A 22588-nucleotide genomic window follows, 5' to 3' on the forward strand; every position below is an offset into this window, starting at 1 on the left:
CAATTCAAGACGAATAATCACTTAAAAGTTACTATAAATCTTGACAGATATGGATATCTGCATAAATGGAACCAGGGCTTGAAGAAAGCCGAGTTATCTAATATTGCTAACGAACATAAATAATTAAGATTAGTATAACACAAATAAACAAAAATATATACATGATAAGAAAAAAAGTTTCATGATTTCTGAAAAAGTTAAGGTAAGGGGTTAACCACCTCTAAGATCAAATGTTTTAAGATCAATGCTAAATCGTTCCAGTTGATTCGGGTCTACTTCATATCCAATCCCCGGTTTATCGGGGACGTTAATCATACCATTTTTTACAATAACCTCCGGCTTAATGATATCTTGTTGCCAGTAAAGTGCGGAACCGGCAGTATCTCCTGGCACCATGAATTGTGGCAGCGTCGATAATGCGATATTATGCCCGCGCCCGACCCCGGCCTCTAGCATACCTCCACACCAAACTTCAATATTGTGTTCCTGACAATAGTCGTGAATACGTCTTGCTTCCGTTAGTCCACCAACACGACCTATTTTTATATTCATAATCCGGCAGCTTTCTAATTCAATGGCTTTTTTTGCATCATCCAACGAGTGAATACTTTCATCCAGGCATATTGGTGTTTTGATAGCTGGTTGAAGCTTAGCATGATTAATAATATCATCATGGGCTAAGGGTTGTTCTATCATCATTAACTCGAATTCATCCAATTGTTTTAATATATTGATGTCATCAAGCGTATAAGCAGAATTTGCATCTGCCATTATTGGAGCGTCAGGAAAAGTTTTTCGTACATTGCGAAGTACTTCAATATCATATCCCGGCTTGATTTTTAGCTTGATACGCTTATACCCTTCTTGGAGATAATAGTCAATTTTATCGATTAAATCTTGGGTTGATGCCTGAATTCCGATACTTATACCAACATCGATTTGCGATTTTTTCCCGCCAAGGGCTTGCGTGAGCGAGATATTATTTCGTTTCGCATACAGATCCCAAATAGCCCCTTCGATGGCTGCTTTTGCCATATTATTACGCTTAATAACGGCAAAGAGATCGGTCACTTCATCGGGATGATTAATTTCATTTTCCTGTAAAATTTTAATTAAAAAGTCCTCTATCATGTGTCGTGTTGTTTCTACGGTTTCTTCCGTATACCAGGGGCTTGTAAATGCAACAGATTCTCCGAAACCGCTAGTTCCCTTATTATCAATGGCCTCGATTATAAAAAATTCTTTGTCTTGAATGGTTCCAAAACTTGTTGTAAATGGATTGTTCAATCGCATATTTAAATGATGTAATTTGATTTGTTTTATTGGTAGACTCAATGTTTCACACTCCTGATTATTTTATTCGGGCTTTTCCCAGTGTACACTATTTACGTGGTTTTTGGTAAGCTGCCATGCGTTAATCAATCAGAAAAAGGGAATTGCAATCACTGCTATATCAGGTAAAATATAGATAAGTGAAATGTAGATGGAGGACAGAATATGTGGAATGATTTTAAGGAATTTGCTTTTAAAGGAAATGTAATGGATTTGGCTGTTGCCGTTATTATTGGTGGGGCGTTTGGAGCAATTGTCACATCACTTGTTGAAAATATTATTACACCACTGGTCGGAGTACTACTGGGTGGTGTTGATTTCACGAATTTAATGATTAAAGTTGGAGATGCGGAGATTTTATACGGCGGTTTTATCCAATCCATTTTTGATTTTATGGTTATTGCTTTCTCTATTTTTCTGTTTATTCGTTTGCTTTCGAAATTCAAACGGAGGGAAGAAGAAGCTGAAGAAGAGGAAGTTGAGGTACAGGAAGCGTTGCTTACAGAAATCAGGGATTTGTTGAAGGAGCAGAATAAATGGAATTAAGCGGAGAGGAAGCGGAATATGACTCCTATATCAGATAGTTGGTTTACCGTGCAAGAGATCGATGCTAAAACATTTGCTATTAGTGAGTATGGCCACTGGGAAAGGGTTCATTCTTTTTTACTTATGGGTAATGAAAATGCTGCGCTGATTGATACAGGTCTTGGAATTGATCAGATAAATAGGATAACGGATCAGTTGACGGATTTACCGATAATTGTCATTACTACACATGTGCACGCAGATCATATTGGCAGTCACGGCGCATTCGAAAAAATTTACGTGCATGAAGATGAGGTAGACTGGCTTATTAACGGGATAAAGGGATTACCCATTGAACAAATCCGTAAAGATATTGGACGGGATATAACCAAGCCGACACCTGACACATTTGATCCTTCTACTTATACACCGTATCAGGGGAAGCCAACAGGAGTATTAGTTGATGGGGATAGAATAGATCTTGGGCACCGGACTTTAAAAATTCTACATACCCCAGGTCATTCGCCAGGTCATATATGTATTTTTGATAAGGAGCAAGGTTATCTGTTTACAGGAGATTTACTGTATATAGAGACACCGGTGTATGCGTTTTATCCGACCACTGATCCAATAGATCTGGTTCATTCATTGGAAAGGATAGCTCATATGGAGGGTGTGAGCAGGGTTTTTGGTTCCCATAATAAGTTGGGGCTTGATCCAAGTATTTTAGAAGAAGTACAAGAATCTGTTGATATCTTGTGGAATAAAGATGTGGTGAAACATGGAACTGGGATTCATACCTTTAACCATTTTTGTGTTCAGTTTTGATGCAAGTCTAAAGGGATTTGGGTGCCAAGTGCAACATTTTTTTATTGCATAGGAAATTATAAAATTTTGAGGTTTTGGATAATTCACTGGCCAAATAAGCCTCATCCGGCTCCAGCGCCCAGCAATAGCAAGTCTTTTGGTGGGACGAGCTTTAGCGCAGTCCCAAGTCTTTTGGTGGGACGAGCTTTAGCGCAGTCCCAAACTTCACACTCCTCCATTACGATAAAGAAGACTTGCCGATTGGCTCTGCCAGAGGCTTAGTCGCACTTATACCCTTGGGGTGAAAGTCAACATCAGCTCACTTGACAAAGGAAGGCCAACTAAGAACGGCCTTGCCGGCCAACGCACGGCTCCCCTGTTGCAGGGACATGTTTCCTTTTCGCTTTCCAAGCATAAGATTCACTTTGACTTTCACCACTACTGGTGATAAGTCAAGTTCATCTATCTCATTGTGGAGAGCTCCAGTTTGTACGTTGATAACCGGGCGCCCTGCGCCTATGTTCTTCAAGATATGTGAAGGACAAGGGGTATACTCCATGGTGCGATCTGGCGAATATCATACGATTGATGTTTCATGGGCCGATATTTAGTTATTTCATCCATGGTGGAGAGTGAATAGAACATCCTTCCTTTCCAAAAGCTATTGATAAAACAGGAAAGGAGGAGACAATAATGGGCGGAAAACCTAAAGGACCAAAACAACAAGAACGTCCAAACTTACCAACAAGTCCAGAGCAACCATATGGAGAAGCTTTAAGCGGATCACATAAAGTAAAACAGAGAAACCATTCGCGTCAGAATAAAGGCGCTGATCACGATATGTAAATCATGGTGGATTATTCTGGGCATATGGTGGAAGTGTGCGATGAAATAGAGTTTACTGGGGCATAATTAGTATTAGGTTTCAGATATTTTTTCTGAAATAGGTTGATGTCTTATACATTTTCTGTGCGTTTACCATAAGTTAATAGTGAACCTATCACAGGAAAGGGGATTTTAAATGAGACATCGTCACGGCCCACATTGTGGATGCCCAAAGAAGATCGTGCATCCGACCAAGCATAATTGTGTGAATCAGTATTCAGAAAGTGTTGTACAACATGTACATCCTTCGCACACGACCGTTATGAATCATCATACCGTTAAAAATAAACATGTGTACCCACATTCCACATCGATGCAAAACACGTGCAATAGTGTAGATGAATACGGAGGATCCTTTCAAGTACCACAAGATCCAGGCAATCAGGTAGGTGGTGCAATGTCACCAGGTCATGGATCAGGAGACGGAAAATGTAATTGTAATCACGGTAATCATAATCATCATGGTCATCATGGTGGTCATCATGGCATGAATCACTGGAAAAGATAGAACAAACAATGGTAACGTAAAAAAAGGGTTGGCAAATGTTGCCGCCCTTTTTTAAAAGAGGGGATCATACATATGAGAATTTTAACGGTAACAGGATATAAGCCAATGGAATTAAATATTTTCAAAGAGGAAGATCCACGGATAGCATTTATTAAAAAGGGCATTGAAAAAAGATTAATTCATTTCATAGAAGAAGGACTGGAGTGGGTTTTGATTTCCGGTCAGATGGGCGTTGAATTATGGACTGCTGAGGTTGTACTGGATTTAAAGGAAGAATACGATATTCGTATTGCGATGTTCCCGCCTTTTGAAAACCAGGAAGTCCGTTGGCCGAATGAACTTCAGGAAAAATATCAGGAGCTCGCTGCTGTTTGTGATTTTTACCAACCTCTATATAAGGGGGACTATAGAGGGGGATTTCAATTTAAAGCGAAAAACATGTGGCTGGTGGATAAGAGTGATGGTTGCATTATGCTGATGGATGATGAATTCCCGGGAAGTAATCGGTATTTCTATGAAGCTGCTACGGAAGCGAAAGAGCCATACTCTATTTTTGTGATCACCCCTGCTGATTTGGATGATGCAGTTGAGGAGATGCGGATGGAGGATCCGGATTATTGGGATTGATTTCTCCACCATTGTGTAATCGTAGAATAATTGCAGGAATCTTTCCTCCCAACATAGAATATGTGTATGATAAAGATGCATTTCCTTTTAGCTAGTACATTCGGTTAGTCCTGAAGAGGGCATTATGTTGAGGAAGGGTACACTAATGGAGGTGGGGACGTTATGAATGATGGTAAAGATGACAAATTTGAGGTTGATGAAAGAATTCAGTACACTGATCACATGTCGGAAATCATAAAAAAAGCGGAAAGAGAAGGTCATTTTGATGATCTTCCTGGCAAAGGAAAACCTTTAAAACATGATCAGAATTATATGAACCCTTCGGAGAAGCAGTTATATAAAACATTGAAAGACAACCACTTTTTGCCTAGGTGGGTGGAGCTTGCTAATGAAATTGACCGCTTAAAAGAGGAACTTCGTCCACTCCAAGGAAAGGAAAGACGCAAAAAAATCAACAAGATTAATAAACAAATTAAAGCTCACAACGGTGCATGTCCACCCTCATTGCAGAAAAACAAGCTAACCGAATAAGGATTCCAAAAAAGTAAAGGTAACGACATTTTGCATATCATTACTTTTATTTTTCGACAATATTTGGGGCGTGCCAGGCACCTTATTCATCTCTAGGGGGAATAATTCATGACTGTAAAATCTATCAAACTAACAGATATAACAAAAGCCTATGGAAAGCAAGAAGCAGTACATAACCTGAGTCTGGAAGTTCCAAAGGGAGAGTTATTTGGCTTTTTGGGGCCTAATGGAGCGGGAAAAACAACGACAATAAAAATGATGACTGGTTTACTGGAACCTTCGACCGGGTCCGTGGAAATAGGGGGAGTCAACATATGGAAGGAACCGATGAAGGCCAAGAAACAAATCGCTTATGTTCCTGACCAACCCAATTTATACCAAAAATTAACAGGTTGGGATTATCTTGAATTTATCGCATCCGTTTTTCGGATCCCACAAACTAAGTTTCAAGCAAAAGCAGAAGAATTACTACATGTATTTAGCCTAACAGACCGAGCAAATGAATTAATTGAAGGTTACTCTCATGGTATGAAGCAAAAAATTGCCATATGTGGTGCACTGGTTCATGAGCCTGATGTGTTATTTTTGGATGAACCCACCGTCGGGCTTGACCCGAAAAGCGCAAGAAGTTTGAAAAGCTTGCTTAGACAGTTATGTGATAACGGGATGACTGCTTTTGTCTCCACACATATCCTCGAAATTGCAGAACAGATGTGTGATCGTGTTGGCATTATATCGGATGGACGTATTATTGCTTTGGGGACCATGGACGAATTGAAAACGCATGAGGACAAAGGGGAACAAAGCCTGGAGGATATTTTTCTGGAGTTAACCGGTGGGGAGGATCAGCAGGAGATCATTAGCGAGATATCGAAAGAGGGTCAAGGTGACTACAAATGATGAAGGTTCTTCTAAATAATCAACGTAAACTTATCATTAATTCGATAAAGTCCCAAAGTAAAACCAATTTCATTAGCTACGTGATTTCCTTTCTTGTACTTGGTATTCTTCTGTTTTTCCTATGCAAGGGTGTTATTGCTGTAGGTGAGTCTGTCACGGAAGCCGTACTTTTAGGTATTTTGGGTTATGGTTTTTTAGTTAGTATTGTTTTCATTGTTCTAATGGGAGTGCCGCAAGTATTCAAACATTTATATTCCGCAACAGATTTAGGTTTACTTTTTACATTGCCTATTCCGACACGGTACATTTTCTGGGTAAAATATATCCAAAGCTTTATTGGGATTCCATTGCTGATTTTCGTATTTCTCGCTGTTCCATTAAGTATTTATGGAGGATTAGTGCATGCACATTGGATCTTTTACCCCATTTCCTTGCTTGTTTTAGTAGCAATAATGGTCATTGGTCTTTCGTTAGCTTATTTAATAAACCTTGTACTGATACAAATTATCCCAGCCAGTAAGGTTAATGAGTTACTAATGCCAATCATAAGTGTTGTTTCCGGACTGTTTGGTTATTTAGCAGTGATGATTCCGAATATGGCAAATGAGGGTTCAATAGTAGATGTACTTTTAGCCGGACTTCCGTTATTTCCTGACTGGGTTCCTGTTACATGGGCTAGTGAAGCGATCATATATGCCATAAATGGAGAGGCGGACTTTTGGCTTCCTTTAGCATTATTACTCATTCTTGCAATCCTCATGATGGTTGTAACATCAAATCTAGTGGAAAAAGGGTTTCGTACCGGCTGGATACGTTTAAGCGAAGGTGGCGGAAAGAAGAAAAAGAAACAAAAGAACACGAAAGCGAATAGGAGACAGCATACTCCTCGTCACCCGGTGATTGCGGTTGGGAAAAAAGAATGGTTTGCGATTAAGCGTGATATGCGAGAGTGGCTTGTGTTTATGCCTATCTTCTTCATTATTATTTTCCCATTGATTGGTTTTTTTAGTAGTGGAATTGCGTTTAGTGACATGCGGGGATTTAACGACATATCATGGCCGATCGCACAACTTGTTTTTCTTTTCATATACACGCTTTTTAATGGACAGCTGGCTGCATTTTCCATTGGGCGCGAAGGCGCATCCGTTTGGATATTACGAACCCTTCCACTTGCTGGCCGTGACATAGCACTGGGGAAATTATGGATTAGTTGGATTCTGCCATTCATTATGCTAACCGTATTAGAAGTCGTTATCGGCATTTTGCTTGGTTGGACAATCACGCAATTGGTAATCGGATTTGTAGTAAAGGGTGCTATTACGGTAGGAATTAGTGCGATCGGTTTATGGCTTGGTACAACTGGGTCGAAATATAACCCGGCAAACCCGCAACAACGATTGAAATTTGGGACTTCTATTCTCTTGATGGTGGTGTCTTATGTTTATCTGTTTGTTGCTTTAGTCCCTTATGTGCTTATGCTTATTCCGGGTGACGCTTCGTCATTTCTTTCTGAGATGAGTCAAGATGCTTCTGGAATTTTTTCTACATTCATTGGATTGTTCGCAGCACTTCTGTCCTGGAAGGCGAGTTCTCCGGTACTCATGATCATTCTTGGCATTGTTGTTATGTCTATTGTTTCGTTGGGAGTTGCTGCCCTGTTTGCGCACATCAGTGGACGTCGGATAGATAAGGGAATTGAAATTGATGTAGTAAATGAAAAGAGTGCGAAGGCATTGTTTAAGAATAAAAAATCTGGTGGAAGTTTGTATTAACGGGAGAGGGGTTAAGAGGAATTTTTAAGGATGAGAAAGCATTGGACAAACGCAATGCTTTTTCTATTTCCATTTTGTTTATCAAAAAGGGAAACTATATGTTTTAATTATCTCTACCATTTCATCAAAGCTGTACTTTTTATTAACCACATTGACTGTAAAATCTGCTTGCTCTGTTTGACTGTTCATTGCAAAATCATATCCGTTATAATACAAAAACTGTGTTAATGACAGGAAAGCGGTACGTTTATTAGCATTATGAAAAGCATGGTTTTGAGCAATAGATTCAAAGAGCGCTCCTGCTTTTTCAAACACTGAATGGCAAGCATCAGTACCAAAAGCGGATTGACTGGGCCGATGCACAGCAGAATCCAACAATTCAGGTGATTTTATCCCAATTTGTTCACCCGGACTAAATCTTTCAATAACATATTGGTTAATAGCAGCGACTTCTTTATATGTTAAGTACCGCATTTATCTGTCTACCAATTCGTTTATTGTTTCTTTGTGTTTACCCGTATTACGTTCCAATACATCAAAGAAATCTTCACTTATACCTTCAGGAAGCTCCACCTGTTTACCTTTTTTTAATACAATGTCCCCCTCCTTCACTTCCAATTGTACGTTGTCTCCATAAGAAATTCCTGCTTCTTTTAATAGTTCTTTCGGAAAGGTAATCCCATAACTGTTGCCTATTTTTGTTACTTTTCTTTCATGTTCACTCATTTTATACACCTCAATATATTATAACAGTTATAACGATTATAACATATTTAGAAAATAAGGCAATAATTTTTAGAAAAATACACGTCACAGTAGACCTAATAAATGGTATACTATTATAAAATATTGCAATTAAACAATAAATTAACAAGGATGATGGAAATGAATGTTGTCATTCGTAAAATGAAAAAGAAAGATATACCAGAAGTACAGGATGTTGCAAAAACGAGTTGGAATGCGACGTATGAAGGCATTATTCCTGCCTGTATTCAGCAAAATTTCTTAAAGACTGCTTACAGTGAGACGATGATGAAAAGGCGTTTAAAAAATAGCGTGATGTATGTTGCAGAAGTGGATGGGAAAGTAGTGGGCTTTGCCAATTTTACTTCTAGTTCCAAAGAGGGAAAAGTTGAACTTGCTGCGCTTTATTTACTTCCTGCATACCAGGGGAATGGGATAGGTACCACTCTGTTACAAGAAAGTATGGAGCGATTGAATTCAAGCGAAGTTCATGTAAGCGTTGAAAAAAATAATGTAATCGGTACTACATTTTATAAAGCAAAAGGATTCGAAGTTGTCTCTGAATTTGATGATGATTTTGATGGGCATATGTTGCAAACAGTAAACATGGTATTGAAAGTATAGAGGCGTGACTTATATCGGGAATTTTTAGATAACTAAGTGTTGATGGGGGATTAAAAATATGGCATCATTTGCAGTGATTTTGATTATTGTTCTTGCCGTTATTCTTGATGTTTGTTGGTTTGATGTTGATAGAAAAAGATGGGGGTGGATGAAAAATTGGTCTAAGTTGAATAAGGTTTTATTTTTGTCAGGGTTTATAGTTGTTTCAGGGTTGATTTATTTTGGGTTGAGTTAGGGAGTTTTATATTTAGCGAAAGGTTGATTCATGAGCGTGCAAGTATATCATTTCAAGAAAGAGGCAGGAAAGAGAATTACCGAATTTGATTCGAATAGATCATCAGCACGAACTCGACATTACTTGCCTGTGATTTTTAAAATCTGGTAGTGCAGTTCCTTCACTAACTGCATTTTTTGTTCATCCGAGACCATCCTAAACGTTATAATTAGCTTCTTGATCTGATTTCCTCCTGTATCGCCTAACCACCTTATATAACCTATTTTAAGTGATTTCCATGAAAACACAATACTTAATTGGATTGCTCCCTTTTAATCTATTAAATAATTCATACTTATTACCCCATGATTTTGATTTCATTAATATTTTCATGTTATACATTTATGTATAATTACAAATTTATGTTTACATTTTTTTAACTTACGTATTGTTAGAATTAATAGGAAATGTAAAAGTGCAAAGGAGGTTATAAATTTTATAGTTGTTTTCTAGATAACCTAGTGTTATACTACAAATACAATTTAAAAAAACGTATTCACGTGTGACTTATTCGATAAGGCATGATGATAGAAGTGATTTCCATTTCTATCGTCATGCCTTTTTATATTTTTAGAATAATCAATCGCGCGCGAATAGATAGGAAGGAAAAGGAGGAAAGGCTAGTTATAACAAAAGCAATACGTAGTAGGCTTGTGATTCTAACATAGAAAGAAGGAATAAATAGTGAAAGACAGGAAATTAGCGAAAAAAATCGTTGAACTAACAGGTGGAGTTGGAAATCTCAATAGTGTTACCAATTGTATGACGCGCGTTCGAATTAATTTAAAAGACGATTCCATCGTACAAATTGAGGAAATTGAAAAACTCGAGGGTGTTCTGGGGACGAATAAAGCTGAAACGATGCAAATCATTGTGGGGCCGGGCAAAAGTACCAAAGTGAGAGAAGAAATTGAAGAAATTATGGGTTCATCATCAGTGGATTCAAATTCATCTTTCAATGATGGAGATGAAGATAGCAAAAAAAAGAATGGGTTGTTAAAAACGTTTGCAAGTATTTTTGTTCCCATCATACCGGCCATTATTGCTTCGGGTTTAATAATGGGTGTAAACAGTATTATTACGAATATGGCTGAACAAACAGTGAACAGTTCTGGAATCAGTGGTACGGATTCATTATCTGCTCAACAAGTCGTGTTGGATTCATGGAATTTATTAGGACTAAGTACTTTTTTTGATATTTTAAGTGATGCGACGTTTCCATTTTTAGCAATCTTTGTTGGGATAACATCCGCTCGCGTCTTTAACGTGGATACGATTCTTGGTGGTGCATTAGGTGCGATTACACTGGCACCGCAATTGGATATTTTGGGATTATCCACTGATCAAGGTGGTTTGCTAGGCGTTATATTAGGCGTTTACCTCTTGTCAAAGGTTAATAAAATCGTAAAGAAATTTGTTCCGAATATTTTAGATGTTGTGCTAACGCCGACGCTAACGTTATTAATTACAGCTGCTATATTTATGGCCACCATAATGCCATTGGCAGGGTTTTTATCTGATTGGTTAGTTAATGGTATTTTATGGCTTTTAGATTATAGTGGTTTGTTAGGTGGCTTTGTTTTAGCGGCGAGCTTCCCATTTTTAATTGTAACAGGATTACACCATGGACTAATTCCTATCCATATGGAGCTGATTAATGCGACGGGGACAACGCCGATATTTGCGATAGGGCTTATGAGTAATCCAGGTATGGTTGGTGCTGCTATTGCAATTTATCTGCTTTCTAAGAGTAAGCAAGTGAAAGATGTCGCTAAGGCTGCTATTCCGACGACATTTTTAGCAGTTGGTGAGCCGACAATGTATGGTGTGCTGCTTCCTTCTGGGTTTGGTTTTATTACAGGGGCACTAGGGGCAGGTATTGGTGGTATGATGATCAGTTTTTTTGGAATAGAAACTTCTGCAATAGGTGCTGCCGGGATGTCATCTATACCCCTCATTGCGAATGGCGATTATCTACCATACCTGTTCTGTTATGCGATCGCTTGTGTTGCGGCGTTTATCATAACCTATCTTGCCGGAAAGGCTAGAAGGTACAGTTAAAAATGAAATGAAGGTCAATGGCTTGGTTATCCGTTCAGCACTATATAATGAAGTGAAAAGAACGATTCAAGCAGTAGAAATAAATCAATGGAGATGATGATATGCTAGAGAAACTTACGACTGAAATGCGCAATCAAGAAACAATGAATTTGGATCAGTTATCCGTATTAGATGTATTAAAGAAAATGAATCATGAAGATGAAAACGCCTTGAAAGCTGTTAGAAGCGAATTGGAGGCGATAGAGCGTGCTACAAAACTCGTTATAAATTCGTTTAAAAAAGGCGGGCGGCTTATATATATTGGAGCAGGCAATAGTGGAAGGTTGGCCGTTTCAGATGCAGTAGAAAGTGTGCCTACCTTTAGCGTCCCAGATGGAATGGTGCAAGGCGTTGTGGCTGGAGGATTGAATGCATTTGTGAAGGCACTCGAGGGGAATGAAGATAGTGCTGAAAATGGGAAGGAAGATTTACAGGAGCTAAATATTACGGAAAATGATACGATTGTGGGGTATCAGCGAGTGGGAGAACCCCTTATGTGATAGGAGCGTTAGAGCATGCTCAGACAATGTCGGCTCATATTGTGAGTATCGTTTGTAATAAAGGGGCTGAAATCAGCGCCTATGCTGATGTTTCAATTGAAATGGAGACAGGACCGGAAGTTCTGACAGGTTCAACAAGGTTAAAAGCAGGAACCGCCCAAAAAATGGTACTGAATATGATATCGACAACTGCAATGATTGGTGTCGGAAAAGTGTACCAAAATTTAATGGTTGACCTGAAGCCAAATAATTATAAATTAGAAGAACGATCAAAACGAATTATTATGGATGCGACAGGAGTCGGATATGAAAAGGCTAGTGAGCACTACGAATTATCTGATTGTCAAGTAAAGAAAGCGATCGTTATGCTGATATTAAATTGTTCAAAAGACAAAGCGGAAGACATGCTCGAGCGATCCCATGGGTTTGTTAGCGGGGCCTTGCCTAATCTAGATAAACATAAGGAATAGGTAGACTAACAAGTAAGAAAATTTGATCAGTAGGATGTGAATGTAGGTGAAGTTAAAAAAAGTACTAAGCAACAATGCTGTTATTGCGACGGATGAGTTACAAAACGAACAAATTGCTATTGGTCGGGGGATCGGATTTGGGAAAAAGAAAAACCATATTATTCCTAATTATGCAATAGAAAAGCTGTTTGTCCTTAAGGAGAATGAACAATTACAACAATTAATCTTACGCATTCCGGAGCAACATTTTGAGCTTTCCAACGATATCATTTCTTATGCGGAACAACAGTTAGATACTAAATTAAACGAACATGTGCTTATTGCATTAACTGATCATATTTCTTTTGCAATCGAACGGAAAAAGAAAGGGATTCACCTCAGAAACAAACTAACAAGTGAAATTAAGGCATTATATAAAAGGGAATTTAAAATTGGGATTTGGGCGGTTCAATATATTAAGGAAAAAACAAAAGAAGATCTGTCCATCGATGAGGCGGCATTTATCGCGTTGTACATTCACACGATGAACATCGAAAAAGGTAACTTTTTTCAAGAAGCCGTGAAACAAACAACGATTGTTAAAGATATGATTGATTCGATCAAATCCCATTTGAAAATCAAAATAAGGGAGGAAGAACTTGCATACGAACGACTTGTTGTACATCTTCACTTTGCTTTGACAAGAACAAGCAATCAACATGAGTCGTATGCGATGGATGACGAAATGCTGCAAATGGTTAAGCGTAAATTCAAGCACTCTTTTCGTATTGCATCAAAATCTGCCAAAAAAATTAATAACTTGCACGGGATTAACTTGCCGGAACATGAATTGGGGTATGTAGCCATTCACCTAGAAAGATTAAAAAACGTGTCCCAGGAACAAACGTATGTTAATTAGAAGCAAAGCATCAATTACAACGGTTATTATCACCATTGGAGCTTGATTTGAGCTGAAGTCGTTCAACCAACCAATAAGGAATGATATGAATCTTAATTGATCCAAGAGCTTTTGTTATTGTCGTGCTAGTCTGCTTAAAAAATATAAAAAATGGGGGACTACGTTTTGGGTGTTACAAGTTCAATCATTTTAGTTCACCATTTTTCTATATTCTCTGTATTTTGTTAAGAATTAATTATTTTATTATAACAAGGTGGTAAATGGAATGTTCAATAAATTATTCGGAAAGAAAAATAATTCGGAAACTACAATCTACGCGCCAGTTGATGGGGAGATTATTCCGTTATCAGAAGTTCAGGATCCTGTATTCTCCGAAAAGATGATGGGAGATGGGGTTGCTATTAAACCAATAAATAAAACAGTTGTAGCTCCGATTGAAGGAAAAATAATTCAAGTTTTTGAAACGAAACACGCGGTGGGGATCCAATCGTCTAATGGAGTTGAAACATTAATTCATATTGGACTGGAAACTGTTGGAATGAATGGGGAAGGATTCCAAAGCTTTGTGGACGCAGAAGATACAGTGGAACCGGGAGATAGATTAATTAGTTTTGATATGGAATTGGTGAAAGAAAAAGCAGCAAGTGATATTATTCTCGTCATTATTACGAATACGAATGACATGAAAAGTATCGATTCAGTAAATGGGAAGGAAGTTCGCGCTGGTCAGAATGCTATTTTGAAAACTGAAGTAAAATAATAGAAATGGAGTTATCTAGGATGATCTAGGAATAATAAAGCAGTGCGGGGAAGAGAGCATCAAAAACATGGGTATATCGACTGGTTAACAAACAATGTGTTCAATATTTGGCCTCTATTGTGGAATAAGCAATTGGAATTTTGATGTTCGGATTTAGCTTCAAACATTTTCAAAACTTTTACTTTTAAAGGGGGAAAAGGTGCCTGAATTGTAGTCATTTACAATACTTTGTAATACCAATACGTAGACAATCGTGGTTTTCAGTATTAATAATGAAGGAGAGTATATAACAGTGGATAACACATTTATTTTACGTACAGAAAGATTAACCTTAAGAAAAATGAATAAAAATGATGTGCACCATTTAATGGAAATTTTCTCGGATCCAGAGGCGATGACATATTATCCTTCCACCAAAGATGAAAGTGAAACCATTAAATGGATTGACTGGACGTTGCAAAATTATGTGAGTTATGGCTCTGGTCTCTGGATCGTTGAGGAAAAAGAAACAGGGGAGTTTCTTGGACAGTGTGGGATTGTTTTGCAAAAAGTTGATGGCACTGTCGAAATGGAGATTGGCTATTTATTTGCCAGACGTGCGTGGGGAAAAGGATATGCGACTGAGGCAGCCCAAGCTTGTAAAAAGTATGGATTGGAAGAATTAGGATTGAAGAGAATCATTTCATTAATCGATCCAGAAAATGCGCCATCGATTAAAGTGGCAGAACGGATTGGTATGAAACGAGAGAAACATATTCATAAATGGGGAAAGGATATTGTTGTTTATTCCGTTTCCTTATGATGTATGGAAAAGAGAAAAACACAATGACAGAAAGGCTGATAAGAATGAAAGGAACAACGATATTGCAGAAATTCGGTTTTCATACGGAAACGGAGCCAACTAGTTTTTATCCTTTTCCCCTGTATACCATGTTCCCCTTGAACAAGATGATGTGTCATTGTTAAGCAGACACAACACCCAATAGAGCGCGCGCATCGTTTGATGGAATATACAGCATTTTTAAGTGATAATGGAGTTAACGTGGTTACACCTGTACATTTGCATAAGCAAAATCCGCAAACGATAGATGACGAAACTTACGTTGTTTATCCTTATATTGAGGGAACCACATATACAGGGAAAAATAGCGAGATTTATGCGGCTGGCGAGTTTCTCGGGAGAATTCACAGCCTTTCACCTAAAGAAAATGTATGTCAATTGGAGGCATATGATTATATGCTGGAATAAAAAATCGGGAACTAGACCCGGGAGAACAGTTAAATTGGAGTTCATTCATAGATGGAAGGGAACGTTAGACTAAATAAATCATAGAAACTCATCGAATATATAAAGCGCTGTTTTAAGCACAGATTTGTTAATGATGAAAAGGAGTGGCGCCGTGATAACCATTCAGAAGGCTACATTGGAACATGTGGAAGGAATTGCAAAAGTCTGTATAGATAGTTACTGGGCAACTTACGCTGAACTCGTTCCAAGTACATACATCAATAGGATGATAAACGAATTTTATACTCCTGAAAGAATAATCAGCGAAGTTACCACAACGAGCAGCCAATGGAATGGATGGATCGTTGCTGTTGATGACGGGAATGTTGTAGGAGCAGGTGCGGGAGGTATGATCAGCGAAAATCATGGGGAACTGTTTGTATTGTATTTGGATCCACAGCGTAGAAAAGAAGGGATAGGGTCCATGCTTCTTGATGCTATTACTAAGGAATTAATGAAATACGGTGCCAAAGAGCAGTGGGTTAGTGTAACAAAAGGAAATGATAAAGGGATTCCTTTTTATGAAGCAAAGGGATTTCACTTTATCCATGAGCAGGATGAATATGGGGTTGTTGAAGGTGAAAATTTTAAGGCGTTGAGGTATCATCGATTTCTTATGAGGGGGGAATAGTAGTGAAAATACAGGGCATCAATCATTTGCTGTTCTCAGTTTCTGATTTGGAACAGGCGATTAATTTTTATAAAGATGTGTTTGAAGCAAAGCTCTTAGTAAAAGGGAAGACCACTGCCTATTTTGATATGAATGGCATGTGGCTCGCTTTGAATGAGGAAAAGAATATTCCACGCGAGGAAATAGATCAATCTTATACACATATAGCATTTACCATTGAAGAAAATGATTTTGATGCAATATATGAGAGACTTAGGCGATGTAATGTGACCATTTTATCAGGTAGGCCAAGAGATAGGCGTGATAAGAAATCGATTTATTTTACCGATCCGGACGGTCATAAGTTTGAATTCCATACAGGAACGCTGCAAGATCGAATTGCCTATTATAAGGCCGAAAAGCCATATATGGAATTTTATGATTGACGTATAGAGATATAAAAGCGTAGTGCAATTGGGCGGCTTCGGGAGGATTTGATTCGAATTCTCAAGGAAACAGGAATATGTGAAATTCCTTGTCATGTGTATCGCATTAATTTGTTACTTATAACTCCTCGTTCCTACTTTCAAACATCTTTCTTTCACGTTTACATTCGTTTGGTATTATATTCTGTTGTGCATTGTGTCCAATGCAATTAAAAATTACGATTATGTTTATACTATGATTACGAATGTTTTTTTCCCAATAGAGAATGCTGATAATAGTGTCAGCAATACAGGCATTGACCATAAAGAAAGAAGGAAGAATAAAAATGGGAACAAACGAAACCTCACAATCAGCGGGCTCTTCTACTATCAATAAAGTACCACTCATGCTTGTGTTAATTTCAGGTGCTTTGTTGCTATTTTAAATCAGACACTTTTAGGTACGGCGCTGCCCCATATTATGGATGATTTGAATTTGAATGCAAACACAGCGCAATGGCTTCAATCTGTTTTTATGCTGGTTAACGGAATTATGATCCCCGTCACTGCCTTTTTGATTGAACGTTTTACAACAAGAGGGCTTTTTCTGACAGCGATGGGGCTCTTTGGTGTCGGTACGTTCGTTTGTGCGATTGCCCCCAGTTTTTCTGTATTAATGGCAGGAAGAATTTTTCAGGCTTCTGGGGCGGGAATTATTATGCCACTAATGCAGACGATCATGTTTCTCGTTTTCCCTGTTCATAAGCGAGGAACAGCGATGGGATTGTTTGGCTTGGTTATTGCATTTGCCCCAGCTATAGGTCCGACTCTTTCCGGATGGCTTGTAGAGCAATTTCCATGGAGAAGCTTATTTTATGTGATTTTACCAATTGTTATCATTGACATCATTGTTGCATATTTCATTCTCAAAAATGTTACGAAACGGACATTCCCAAGGGTTGATGTCTTATCGATTATCCTTTCCAGTTTTGGGTTTGGCGGTATTTTATACGGATTCAGCACCGCTGGAAATAGTGGATGGGCCAGCTGGCAAGTTGTTATCTCCATGATAGTTGGAGCAATTGCACTTACTTGGTTTATATTTAGGCAGTTAAACCTGAAACAGCCAATACTTGAATTTAGGATATTTAAATATAAAGTATTTACCTTAACAACAGCGCTCGGTATGATTGTGTTTATGGCGATGATTGGGGCAGCGGTTGTTCTACCGTTATTTATGCAAAACATGCTCGGATTTACAGCAATGCAGTCAGGGATGGCACTGATGCCGGGAGCGATTCTAACAGGACTTATGAACCCTGTTACCGGAAAATTATTCGATAAATTTGGTGCCAAATGGTTGTCCATTATTGGTCTATCGATTTTAACAATTACAACATTCATGTTTACCAATTTATCAGAGGAGACTACATTTATTTATATTGCGATAATGAATGCGATAAGGATGCTTGGGGTGGCCATGGTTATGATGCCGGTAACTACCGCAGGGTTAAATCAACTACCGGAAGACTTAATACCACATGGTACAGCGATGAATAATACGATGCGCCAGGTTGCAGGTGCCGTTGGAACAGCTTTACTTGTAACGGTTATGACAACAAGTGCGTTACCTGATGAGGGTGTCAGCGGGATGATACATGGCGTAAATGTTTCCTTTATTGTTGCAGGTATTACCGCTATCATCGGTCTTGTATTATCTTTGTTTATTAAAAACACTCGACCAGGGGCAGACTCCACCCAAATCAAATCAAGTTGGAGCAAGTAGTAAAAAACGTCACCAACAATGTGACCGTTTTTTACTATTATTCGACAAATGTGGGAACTTGTTCGGTTTTCCTTCGTGAACAGAAAAGTACTTTTCGCTCTCATGCTCTGCATCTCTCAAGTAATCCCTCTTGCATTTCAAACAGTGAACGGTAAAATATAACATAGCGATATGTTTAAAAAGGGGAACGTTTTGTGTTAGAAAAAATGAGAGACAACATTTATAAACTAACTATTCATTTCGCTTCCGGTATGCAGGAAGTGAACTGTTATTTTATAAAAGGAAAACAAGGTTATACAGTGATCGACACAGGTATCTATTCCAAAGAGGCATTTGCATTGTGGAGACGCGTGTTGGATGCTGGAATCAAAGTGGAAAAGGTAGTATTAACACATACCCATCAGGATCATATTGGTTTAGCCAAGTGGTTTCAGGAAAACGTTGGGGTACCTGTGTATACATCAAACCTTGGCTACAAAGAAATGCAGAAGAACAGAGAATTCAATGTCCGGAGTAAGATAAAAAGCTTGGTGATGAAGCATGGGGGATATGAGCTTCCTGCAAATAACAAGGATGATGCGTTTATTTATCATTTTGAGCCGGATGGATTTTTTGAAAACGATCAGAAAATCCAATTGGGAGACGATTTATATGAAGTGATATGGACGCCAGGGCATGCGCCGGATCACTTTTGCTTTTATAACCACTCGAATAAAGTGATGATTATAGGTGACCATCTATTAAAGAAGATTTCTCCAGTTATTGGCTTATGGACAGGGGAGGAGGCCAATCCGATTTCCGATTACTATCATTCCTTGGATCTGATGATGAAATATCCAACAGATATCGCATTGCCGGGTCATGGTGACTCGATTGATGATTTAGACAAGCGTGTTGCTGAAACAAGGAGTAGACATGATGCTCGACTTAAGCAGGTCTTGGAGTATGCAAAAAACGAACGTAAAACAGCTCATCAGGTGTGCGAGGAAATATATGGAAATTCGGAAAGTGCGTTATATGTGAGCCAACTGATGGCGACTATAACAAGATTGCTTTATTTGGAATCCGTAGGGAAAATAAGTCGGGAAGAAGCAGAAGGTGTCGTGATGTTTCGAGCAAATTGAACGAAATGGCCACCAGTGAAAGGGGATTGGAATTTTTCACTGGTGGTAGATTTTTTAAATAGCTGTTACTCCACCATCTACTGGTAAATCAACACCGGTAATGTGAGAGGCGGCATCTGAAGCTAAGAATAAAACTGCCTCCGCAACTTCTTCCGGTTGCCCTAATTTATTTAGAGGTGTTTGGGATAAGAACCAGCCTTTGTATTCATTGCTTTCCATATAGTCTTTGCTCATTGGTGTAACAATATATCCAGGGTGAACCGTATTTACCCGGATATTTTCTTTTCCATAATCTGCTGCAAGGGATTTTGTAAACATGCGAATGCCGCCTTTGGATGCTGTGTATGCACCAGCGCCGGAACTGCCTGTCAATCCGGCTATGGAAGAAATATTGACAACGGATCCACCCGCGTTGTCCCGAAAATGTGGTAATGCCAATTGGATTCCTAAAAAAGTGCCTTTTAGATTTATGTCCATTATGTTATCCCACTGTTCTTCTGTTAAATCATCCATAGACATTGGTTGCGTGATGCCTGCATTGTTTATCAATATGTCCAGCTTTTTAAAGGTGTCTATGGTTTGCTTATAAACATTTTTCCATTCGTCTTTGGAAGCAACATTGTGTTTGATAGCGATTGCCTCTCCACCATTGGACTTGATTTCATCAACAACTGTATTAATGGTATTTTCATTAATATCTGTTGCAACCACCTTTGCTCCTTCTTTTGCGAAAAGAATTGCTTCCTCTCGTCCCATTCCGCTACCAGCACCAGTAATAATGGCAACCTTATTCTCTAAGCGACTCATCGAAAACGCCTCCTTGTAGTAGTTGTGATTAAGCTTACACTTACACTATTTTTATTGCTACAATCATGCTTCGTTTTTCGTAACTACATCGACTTTTCCTGTTTCCGGATCAATAACAAATCCGTGTACGTTAATTTCTTCTGGTAATAGTGGGTGATTACGAATGATTGAAACACTTTGCATGACAGAATCTTCGACAGAATCAAACCCACGAAATTCCTCATGCAAATGGATCCCGCTATGCGTGAGTGTATGAATGGTTTCTTCTGTAATTCCGCGTTCAGTCATCCCTTTTGTTAACGCATCTGTATCAACATGTGACATGCCGCAATGATGATGTCCGATGACGAGGACTTCCTCTGCTTTTAAGGTAAAGATAGCAACAAGAATACTTTTCATAATACTATCAAATGGATTCCGGATGATTGCACCCGCATTTTTAACCATCTTCACATCCCCATTTTGGATATTTAAAGCTTTTGGTAATAATTCAACTAAACGTGAATCCATACAGGTAAATACAACCATTCGCTTATTTGGATACGTATCTGTCTCATAGGGCTTGTAGTTTTCTCCAGCGACAAATTTTTTATTGTATTCCAGCATTTCTTCTACGTGCACCTAGTTCAGCTCCTTTTAGATTATTTCATTCATAAAAACTATAACAGTTTTTAACTATTTTCGGTAGTCAGATGACTGTGATGAAAGGATAGTTTTGTTGGAGCAACGGATGAATTAGTCAATATAAAAAATAGAAGGAACAGCTTTAAAGCCGTTCCTTCTATAGATGTTTATTTAGTCAAAAGATTTTGCTCCAATGTAACGGTCTTGCCAGTAATCATAGCTCATGGTTGTTACTTCAACACCAGTACTTTCAGTACCAGCATGGATCATTTCGTTGTTACCAATATAGATCCCGCTATGAGAGACGCCACCTTGATACGTATCGGCAAAAAATACAACATCGCCAACACTTGGATTATCCACGTGTGTACCATTATTTGCCCACATAGCCGCATGCGTTCTATCTAAATCTATGCCTGCTTGTCCAAATGCATAATTGATAAAGCCGCTGCTATCAAATCCTGCAGGAGTTGTTCCTCCGAATGAGTAGGGGCTGCCAACTAAGTCTTGTGCAATTGAAACAACATCAGAACCGGAATAATCAGATTCGGAATCGTCGAAATCCCCCTGTGGAGATACATTTACTTCCTCTTCGTTAGATACTTCTTCGATTGTTAAACTATCATTGGTTGAAGTATTATTTAATGACAATGCCTCTGAAGTCTCTGATCCTACTATTCCATCAACTAAAAGTCCTCTATCTTCCTGGAAATCTTTTACTGCTCCGTCTGTGTTTGGACCAAAAATCCCATCCTCATTTAGATTATAGCCCTTGTCATTTAACGTTGATTGCACTTCACTAACAGATTCTCCACGATCTCCCGTAGAAACTAAACCAATGCTAACTTCGGTAGTTTCCTGATTATCTACTTGTTCATTTACGGGTGCATTATTTTGACTTGTTTCTTCATCCGGACCGCCGTACGCAAAAACACTTCCTGAAAGAATTGGTGTAAAAACAAGAGAAGTTACTAAAGCTGTCGAAACAATATACTTTCTTACAGAGTGATTACTCTTTACCATTATGTATCCTCCTATTAGATGTTTATTTACTTTTTCTATTGTAACAAATAAAATAGGTTGTTAGATTATAGGAAGGTTACAAATAAGTAACAAATCATTACAAAATGTGACAAAATATGATATTGCTATTTGTCGATATATTTTAATTTTTAATAGGGAGCGTTCACAATAATACTTCACAGTTAGAAATAGTCGAACTTGATAACTGTTAATAATAAGGTATTTTTTGTAAAAGCAAATTCCCATTCATGAAAAAAATTCTTTTGCGCAACATAATAACAGAAAACAAGAAGGAAGGTTTTTTTACATGAAGGAAAATAATCAAATCAATGACAAATACACGGTTGCTGGAACGGATATTGAGGCAATTAAAGAACAAAGTCGGCGTTCTGGATTGTCATATAATGAAGCAAAGGAATTTATTGCTAAAACAACAGGAGGGCACGGTACGAGCATCTATAGCGATACGGATGCAGAAGCAGTTAAAAGGAACAATCAGCAATCCGAGGATAACTAGTAAAAAAAGAGTGTTGGCTGATCGGGGAACTGCTGTGATAGGAAGTATAGGAGCAATCCATCATCACCAATTATTCAATCGTTTTGCACCGAGTATTACGAAGGTGCAAAACGATCGAACGCCGAAG

The 22588-nt window shown here is 38.4% G+C and carries 25 protein-coding genes and 2 pseudogenes; 21 read left to right on the forward strand and 6 right to left on the reverse strand.

Annotated elements, in window-relative coordinates; translation table 11 throughout:
• Positions 1–210 precede the first annotated feature (210 nt).
• Positions 211–1293, reverse strand: a complete 1083-nt coding sequence (gene menC, locus KFZ56_RS06775) for an o-succinylbenzoate synthase (protein WP_222643918.1) — start codon at positions 1291–1293, stop codon at positions 211–213.
• A gap of 204 nt (positions 1294–1497) precedes the next feature.
• Here menC and mscL point away from each other — a divergent pair, with 204 nt between their 5' ends.
• From mscL to KFZ56_RS06815, 8 genes are all read left to right on the forward strand, one after another.
• Positions 1498–1878 (forward strand): large conductance mechanosensitive channel protein MscL, encoded by a 381-nt coding sequence (gene mscL / locus KFZ56_RS06780; RefSeq protein WP_222641091.1) that lies wholly within the window; start codon positions 1498–1500, stop codon positions 1876–1878.
• Between the two features lie 18 nt (positions 1879–1896).
• Positions 1897–2685: an MBL fold metallo-hydrolase gene (locus KFZ56_RS06785; RefSeq protein ID WP_222641093.1), complete on the forward strand. Its 789-nt coding sequence runs from the start codon at positions 1897–1899 to the stop codon at positions 2683–2685.
• A gap of 672 nt (positions 2686–3357) precedes the next feature.
• A complete protein-coding gene (locus KFZ56_RS06790) occupies positions 3358–3510 on the forward strand; it encodes a small acid-soluble spore protein P (RefSeq protein WP_222641094.1) in 153 nt (50 codons plus the stop codon).
• A 175-nt stretch (positions 3511–3685) separates the two neighbouring features.
• Positions 3686–4057 (forward strand): spore coat protein, encoded by a 372-nt coding sequence (locus KFZ56_RS06795; RefSeq protein WP_222641096.1) that lies wholly within the window; start codon positions 3686–3688, stop codon positions 4055–4057.
• Positions 4058–4129: 72 nt separating this feature from the next.
• Positions 4130–4684 (forward strand): SLOG family protein, encoded by a 555-nt coding sequence (locus tag KFZ56_RS06800; protein WP_222641098.1) that lies wholly within the window; start codon positions 4130–4132, stop codon positions 4682–4684.
• A 162-nt stretch (positions 4685–4846) separates the two neighbouring features.
• Positions 4847–5215: a DnaJ family domain-containing protein gene (locus tag KFZ56_RS06805; protein WP_222641099.1), complete on the forward strand. Its 369-nt coding sequence runs from the start codon at positions 4847–4849 to the stop codon at positions 5213–5215.
• Between the two features lie 108 nt (positions 5216–5323).
• Positions 5324–6115: an ABC transporter ATP-binding protein gene (locus KFZ56_RS06810; RefSeq protein WP_222641100.1), complete on the forward strand. Its 792-nt coding sequence runs from the start codon at positions 5324–5326 to the stop codon at positions 6113–6115.
• Entirely contained in the window at positions 6112–7887 is a 1776-nt protein-coding gene (locus KFZ56_RS06815; protein ID WP_222641101.1) for a putative ABC transporter permease subunit, read from the forward strand. The genes KFZ56_RS06810 and KFZ56_RS06815 overlap by 4 nt, the downstream gene beginning before the upstream one ends.
• Before the next feature lie 81 nt (positions 7888–7968).
• On the opposite strand, the gene KFZ56_RS06820 is transcribed toward KFZ56_RS06815, so the two are convergent.
• Positions 7969–8361 carry a type II toxin-antitoxin system death-on-curing family toxin gene (locus KFZ56_RS06820; RefSeq protein ID WP_222641102.1) on the reverse strand — a complete coding sequence of 131 codons (393 nt, stop codon included), beginning with the start codon at positions 8359–8361 and terminating at the stop codon, positions 7969–7971.
• The gene (locus KFZ56_RS06825; RefSeq protein WP_222641103.1) at positions 8362–8613 is read right to left on the reverse strand and encodes an AbrB/MazE/SpoVT family DNA-binding domain-containing protein; all 252 of its coding nucleotides are present in this window, start codon (positions 8611–8613) and stop codon (positions 8362–8364) included. It abuts the gene before it with no gap.
• A 159-nt stretch (positions 8614–8772) separates the two neighbouring features.
• Here KFZ56_RS06825 and KFZ56_RS06830 point away from each other — a divergent pair, with 159 nt between their 5' ends.
• The 12 genes and pseudogenes from KFZ56_RS06830 to KFZ56_RS06885 all read left to right on the forward strand — a co-directional run bounded on the left by KFZ56_RS06830 (position 8773) and on the right by KFZ56_RS06885 (position 19490).
• Positions 8773–9255 (forward strand): GNAT family N-acetyltransferase, encoded by a 483-nt coding sequence (locus KFZ56_RS06830; protein ID WP_222641104.1) that lies wholly within the window; start codon positions 8773–8775, stop codon positions 9253–9255.
• Between the two features lie 58 nt (positions 9256–9313).
• A complete protein-coding gene (locus KFZ56_RS06835) occupies positions 9314–9490 on the forward strand; it encodes a hypothetical protein (RefSeq protein WP_222641105.1) in 177 nt (58 codons plus the stop codon).
• A gap of 723 nt (positions 9491–10213) precedes the next feature.
• Complete coding sequence (locus KFZ56_RS06840; RefSeq protein WP_222641107.1) at positions 10214–11590, forward strand: PTS transporter subunit EIIC; 1377 nt, start codon at positions 10214–10216, stop codon at positions 11588–11590.
• 101 nt (positions 11591–11691) lie between these two features.
• Positions 11692–12599: pseudogene (murQ, locus tag KFZ56_RS06845) on the forward strand (N-acetylmuramic acid 6-phosphate etherase).
• A 46-nt stretch (positions 12600–12645) separates the two neighbouring features.
• Positions 12646–13497, forward strand: coding sequence for a PRD domain-containing protein (locus KFZ56_RS06850; protein ID WP_222641108.1), 852 nt, complete (start codon positions 12646–12648; stop codon positions 13495–13497).
• A gap of 265 nt (positions 13498–13762) precedes the next feature.
• Positions 13763–14257 carry a PTS sugar transporter subunit IIA gene (locus KFZ56_RS06855; RefSeq protein WP_222641109.1) on the forward strand — a complete coding sequence of 165 codons (495 nt, stop codon included), beginning with the start codon at positions 13763–13765 and terminating at the stop codon, positions 14255–14257.
• Positions 14258–14549: 292 nt separating this feature from the next.
• Positions 14550–15059, forward strand: coding sequence for a GNAT family N-acetyltransferase (locus KFZ56_RS06860; protein ID WP_309228263.1), 510 nt, complete (start codon positions 14550–14552; stop codon positions 15057–15059).
• 180 nt (positions 15060–15239) lie between these two features.
• The gene (locus KFZ56_RS06865; RefSeq protein ID WP_309228344.1) at positions 15240–15506 is read left to right on the forward strand and encodes a phosphotransferase; all 267 of its coding nucleotides are present in this window, start codon (positions 15240–15242) and stop codon (positions 15504–15506) included.
• A 151-nt stretch (positions 15507–15657) separates the two neighbouring features.
• Complete coding sequence (locus KFZ56_RS06870) at positions 15658–16176, forward strand: GNAT family N-acetyltransferase (protein WP_222641111.1); 519 nt, start codon at positions 15658–15660, stop codon at positions 16174–16176.
• A 2-nt stretch (positions 16177–16178) separates the two neighbouring features.
• The gene (fosM, locus tag KFZ56_RS06875) at positions 16179–16601 is read left to right on the forward strand and encodes a FosM family fosfomycin resistance protein (protein ID WP_222641112.1); all 423 of its coding nucleotides are present in this window, start codon (positions 16179–16181) and stop codon (positions 16599–16601) included.
• Between the two features lie 326 nt (positions 16602–16927).
• Positions 16928–18366 (forward strand): annotated as a pseudogene (locus KFZ56_RS06880) (MDR family MFS transporter).
• A gap of 194 nt (positions 18367–18560) precedes the next feature.
• Positions 18561–19490, forward strand: a complete 930-nt coding sequence (locus KFZ56_RS06885) for an MBL fold metallo-hydrolase (protein ID WP_222641113.1) — start codon at positions 18561–18563, stop codon at positions 19488–19490.
• A gap of 54 nt (positions 19491–19544) precedes the next feature.
• On the opposite strand, the gene KFZ56_RS06890 is transcribed toward KFZ56_RS06885, so the two are convergent.
• From KFZ56_RS06890 to KFZ56_RS06900, 3 genes are all read right to left on the reverse strand, one after another.
• On the reverse strand, positions 19545–20297 hold the full coding sequence (locus KFZ56_RS06890; RefSeq protein ID WP_222641115.1) for an SDR family NAD(P)-dependent oxidoreductase: 753 nt from the start codon (positions 20295–20297) through the stop codon (positions 19545–19547).
• A 63-nt stretch (positions 20298–20360) separates the two neighbouring features.
• Positions 20361–20903, reverse strand: coding sequence for a beta-class carbonic anhydrase (locus tag KFZ56_RS06895; protein ID WP_222643920.1), 543 nt, complete (start codon positions 20901–20903; stop codon positions 20361–20363).
• A gap of 189 nt (positions 20904–21092) precedes the next feature.
• Positions 21093–21944, reverse strand: coding sequence for a C40 family peptidase (locus tag KFZ56_RS06900; protein ID WP_222641116.1), 852 nt, complete (start codon positions 21942–21944; stop codon positions 21093–21095).
• A gap of 307 nt (positions 21945–22251) precedes the next feature.
• Between KFZ56_RS06900 and KFZ56_RS06905 the strand changes: the two genes are divergently transcribed.
• Positions 22252–22461 (forward strand): hypothetical protein, encoded by a 210-nt coding sequence (locus KFZ56_RS06905; protein ID WP_222641118.1) that lies wholly within the window; start codon positions 22252–22254, stop codon positions 22459–22461.
• Positions 22462–22588 lie beyond the last annotated feature (127 nt).

The sequence above is a fragment of the Virgibacillus sp. NKC19-3 genome (assembly GCF_019837165.1).
GTDB classification, from domain to species: domain Bacteria; phylum Bacillota; class Bacilli; order Bacillales; family Amphibacillaceae; genus Virgibacillus_L; species Virgibacillus_L saliphilus.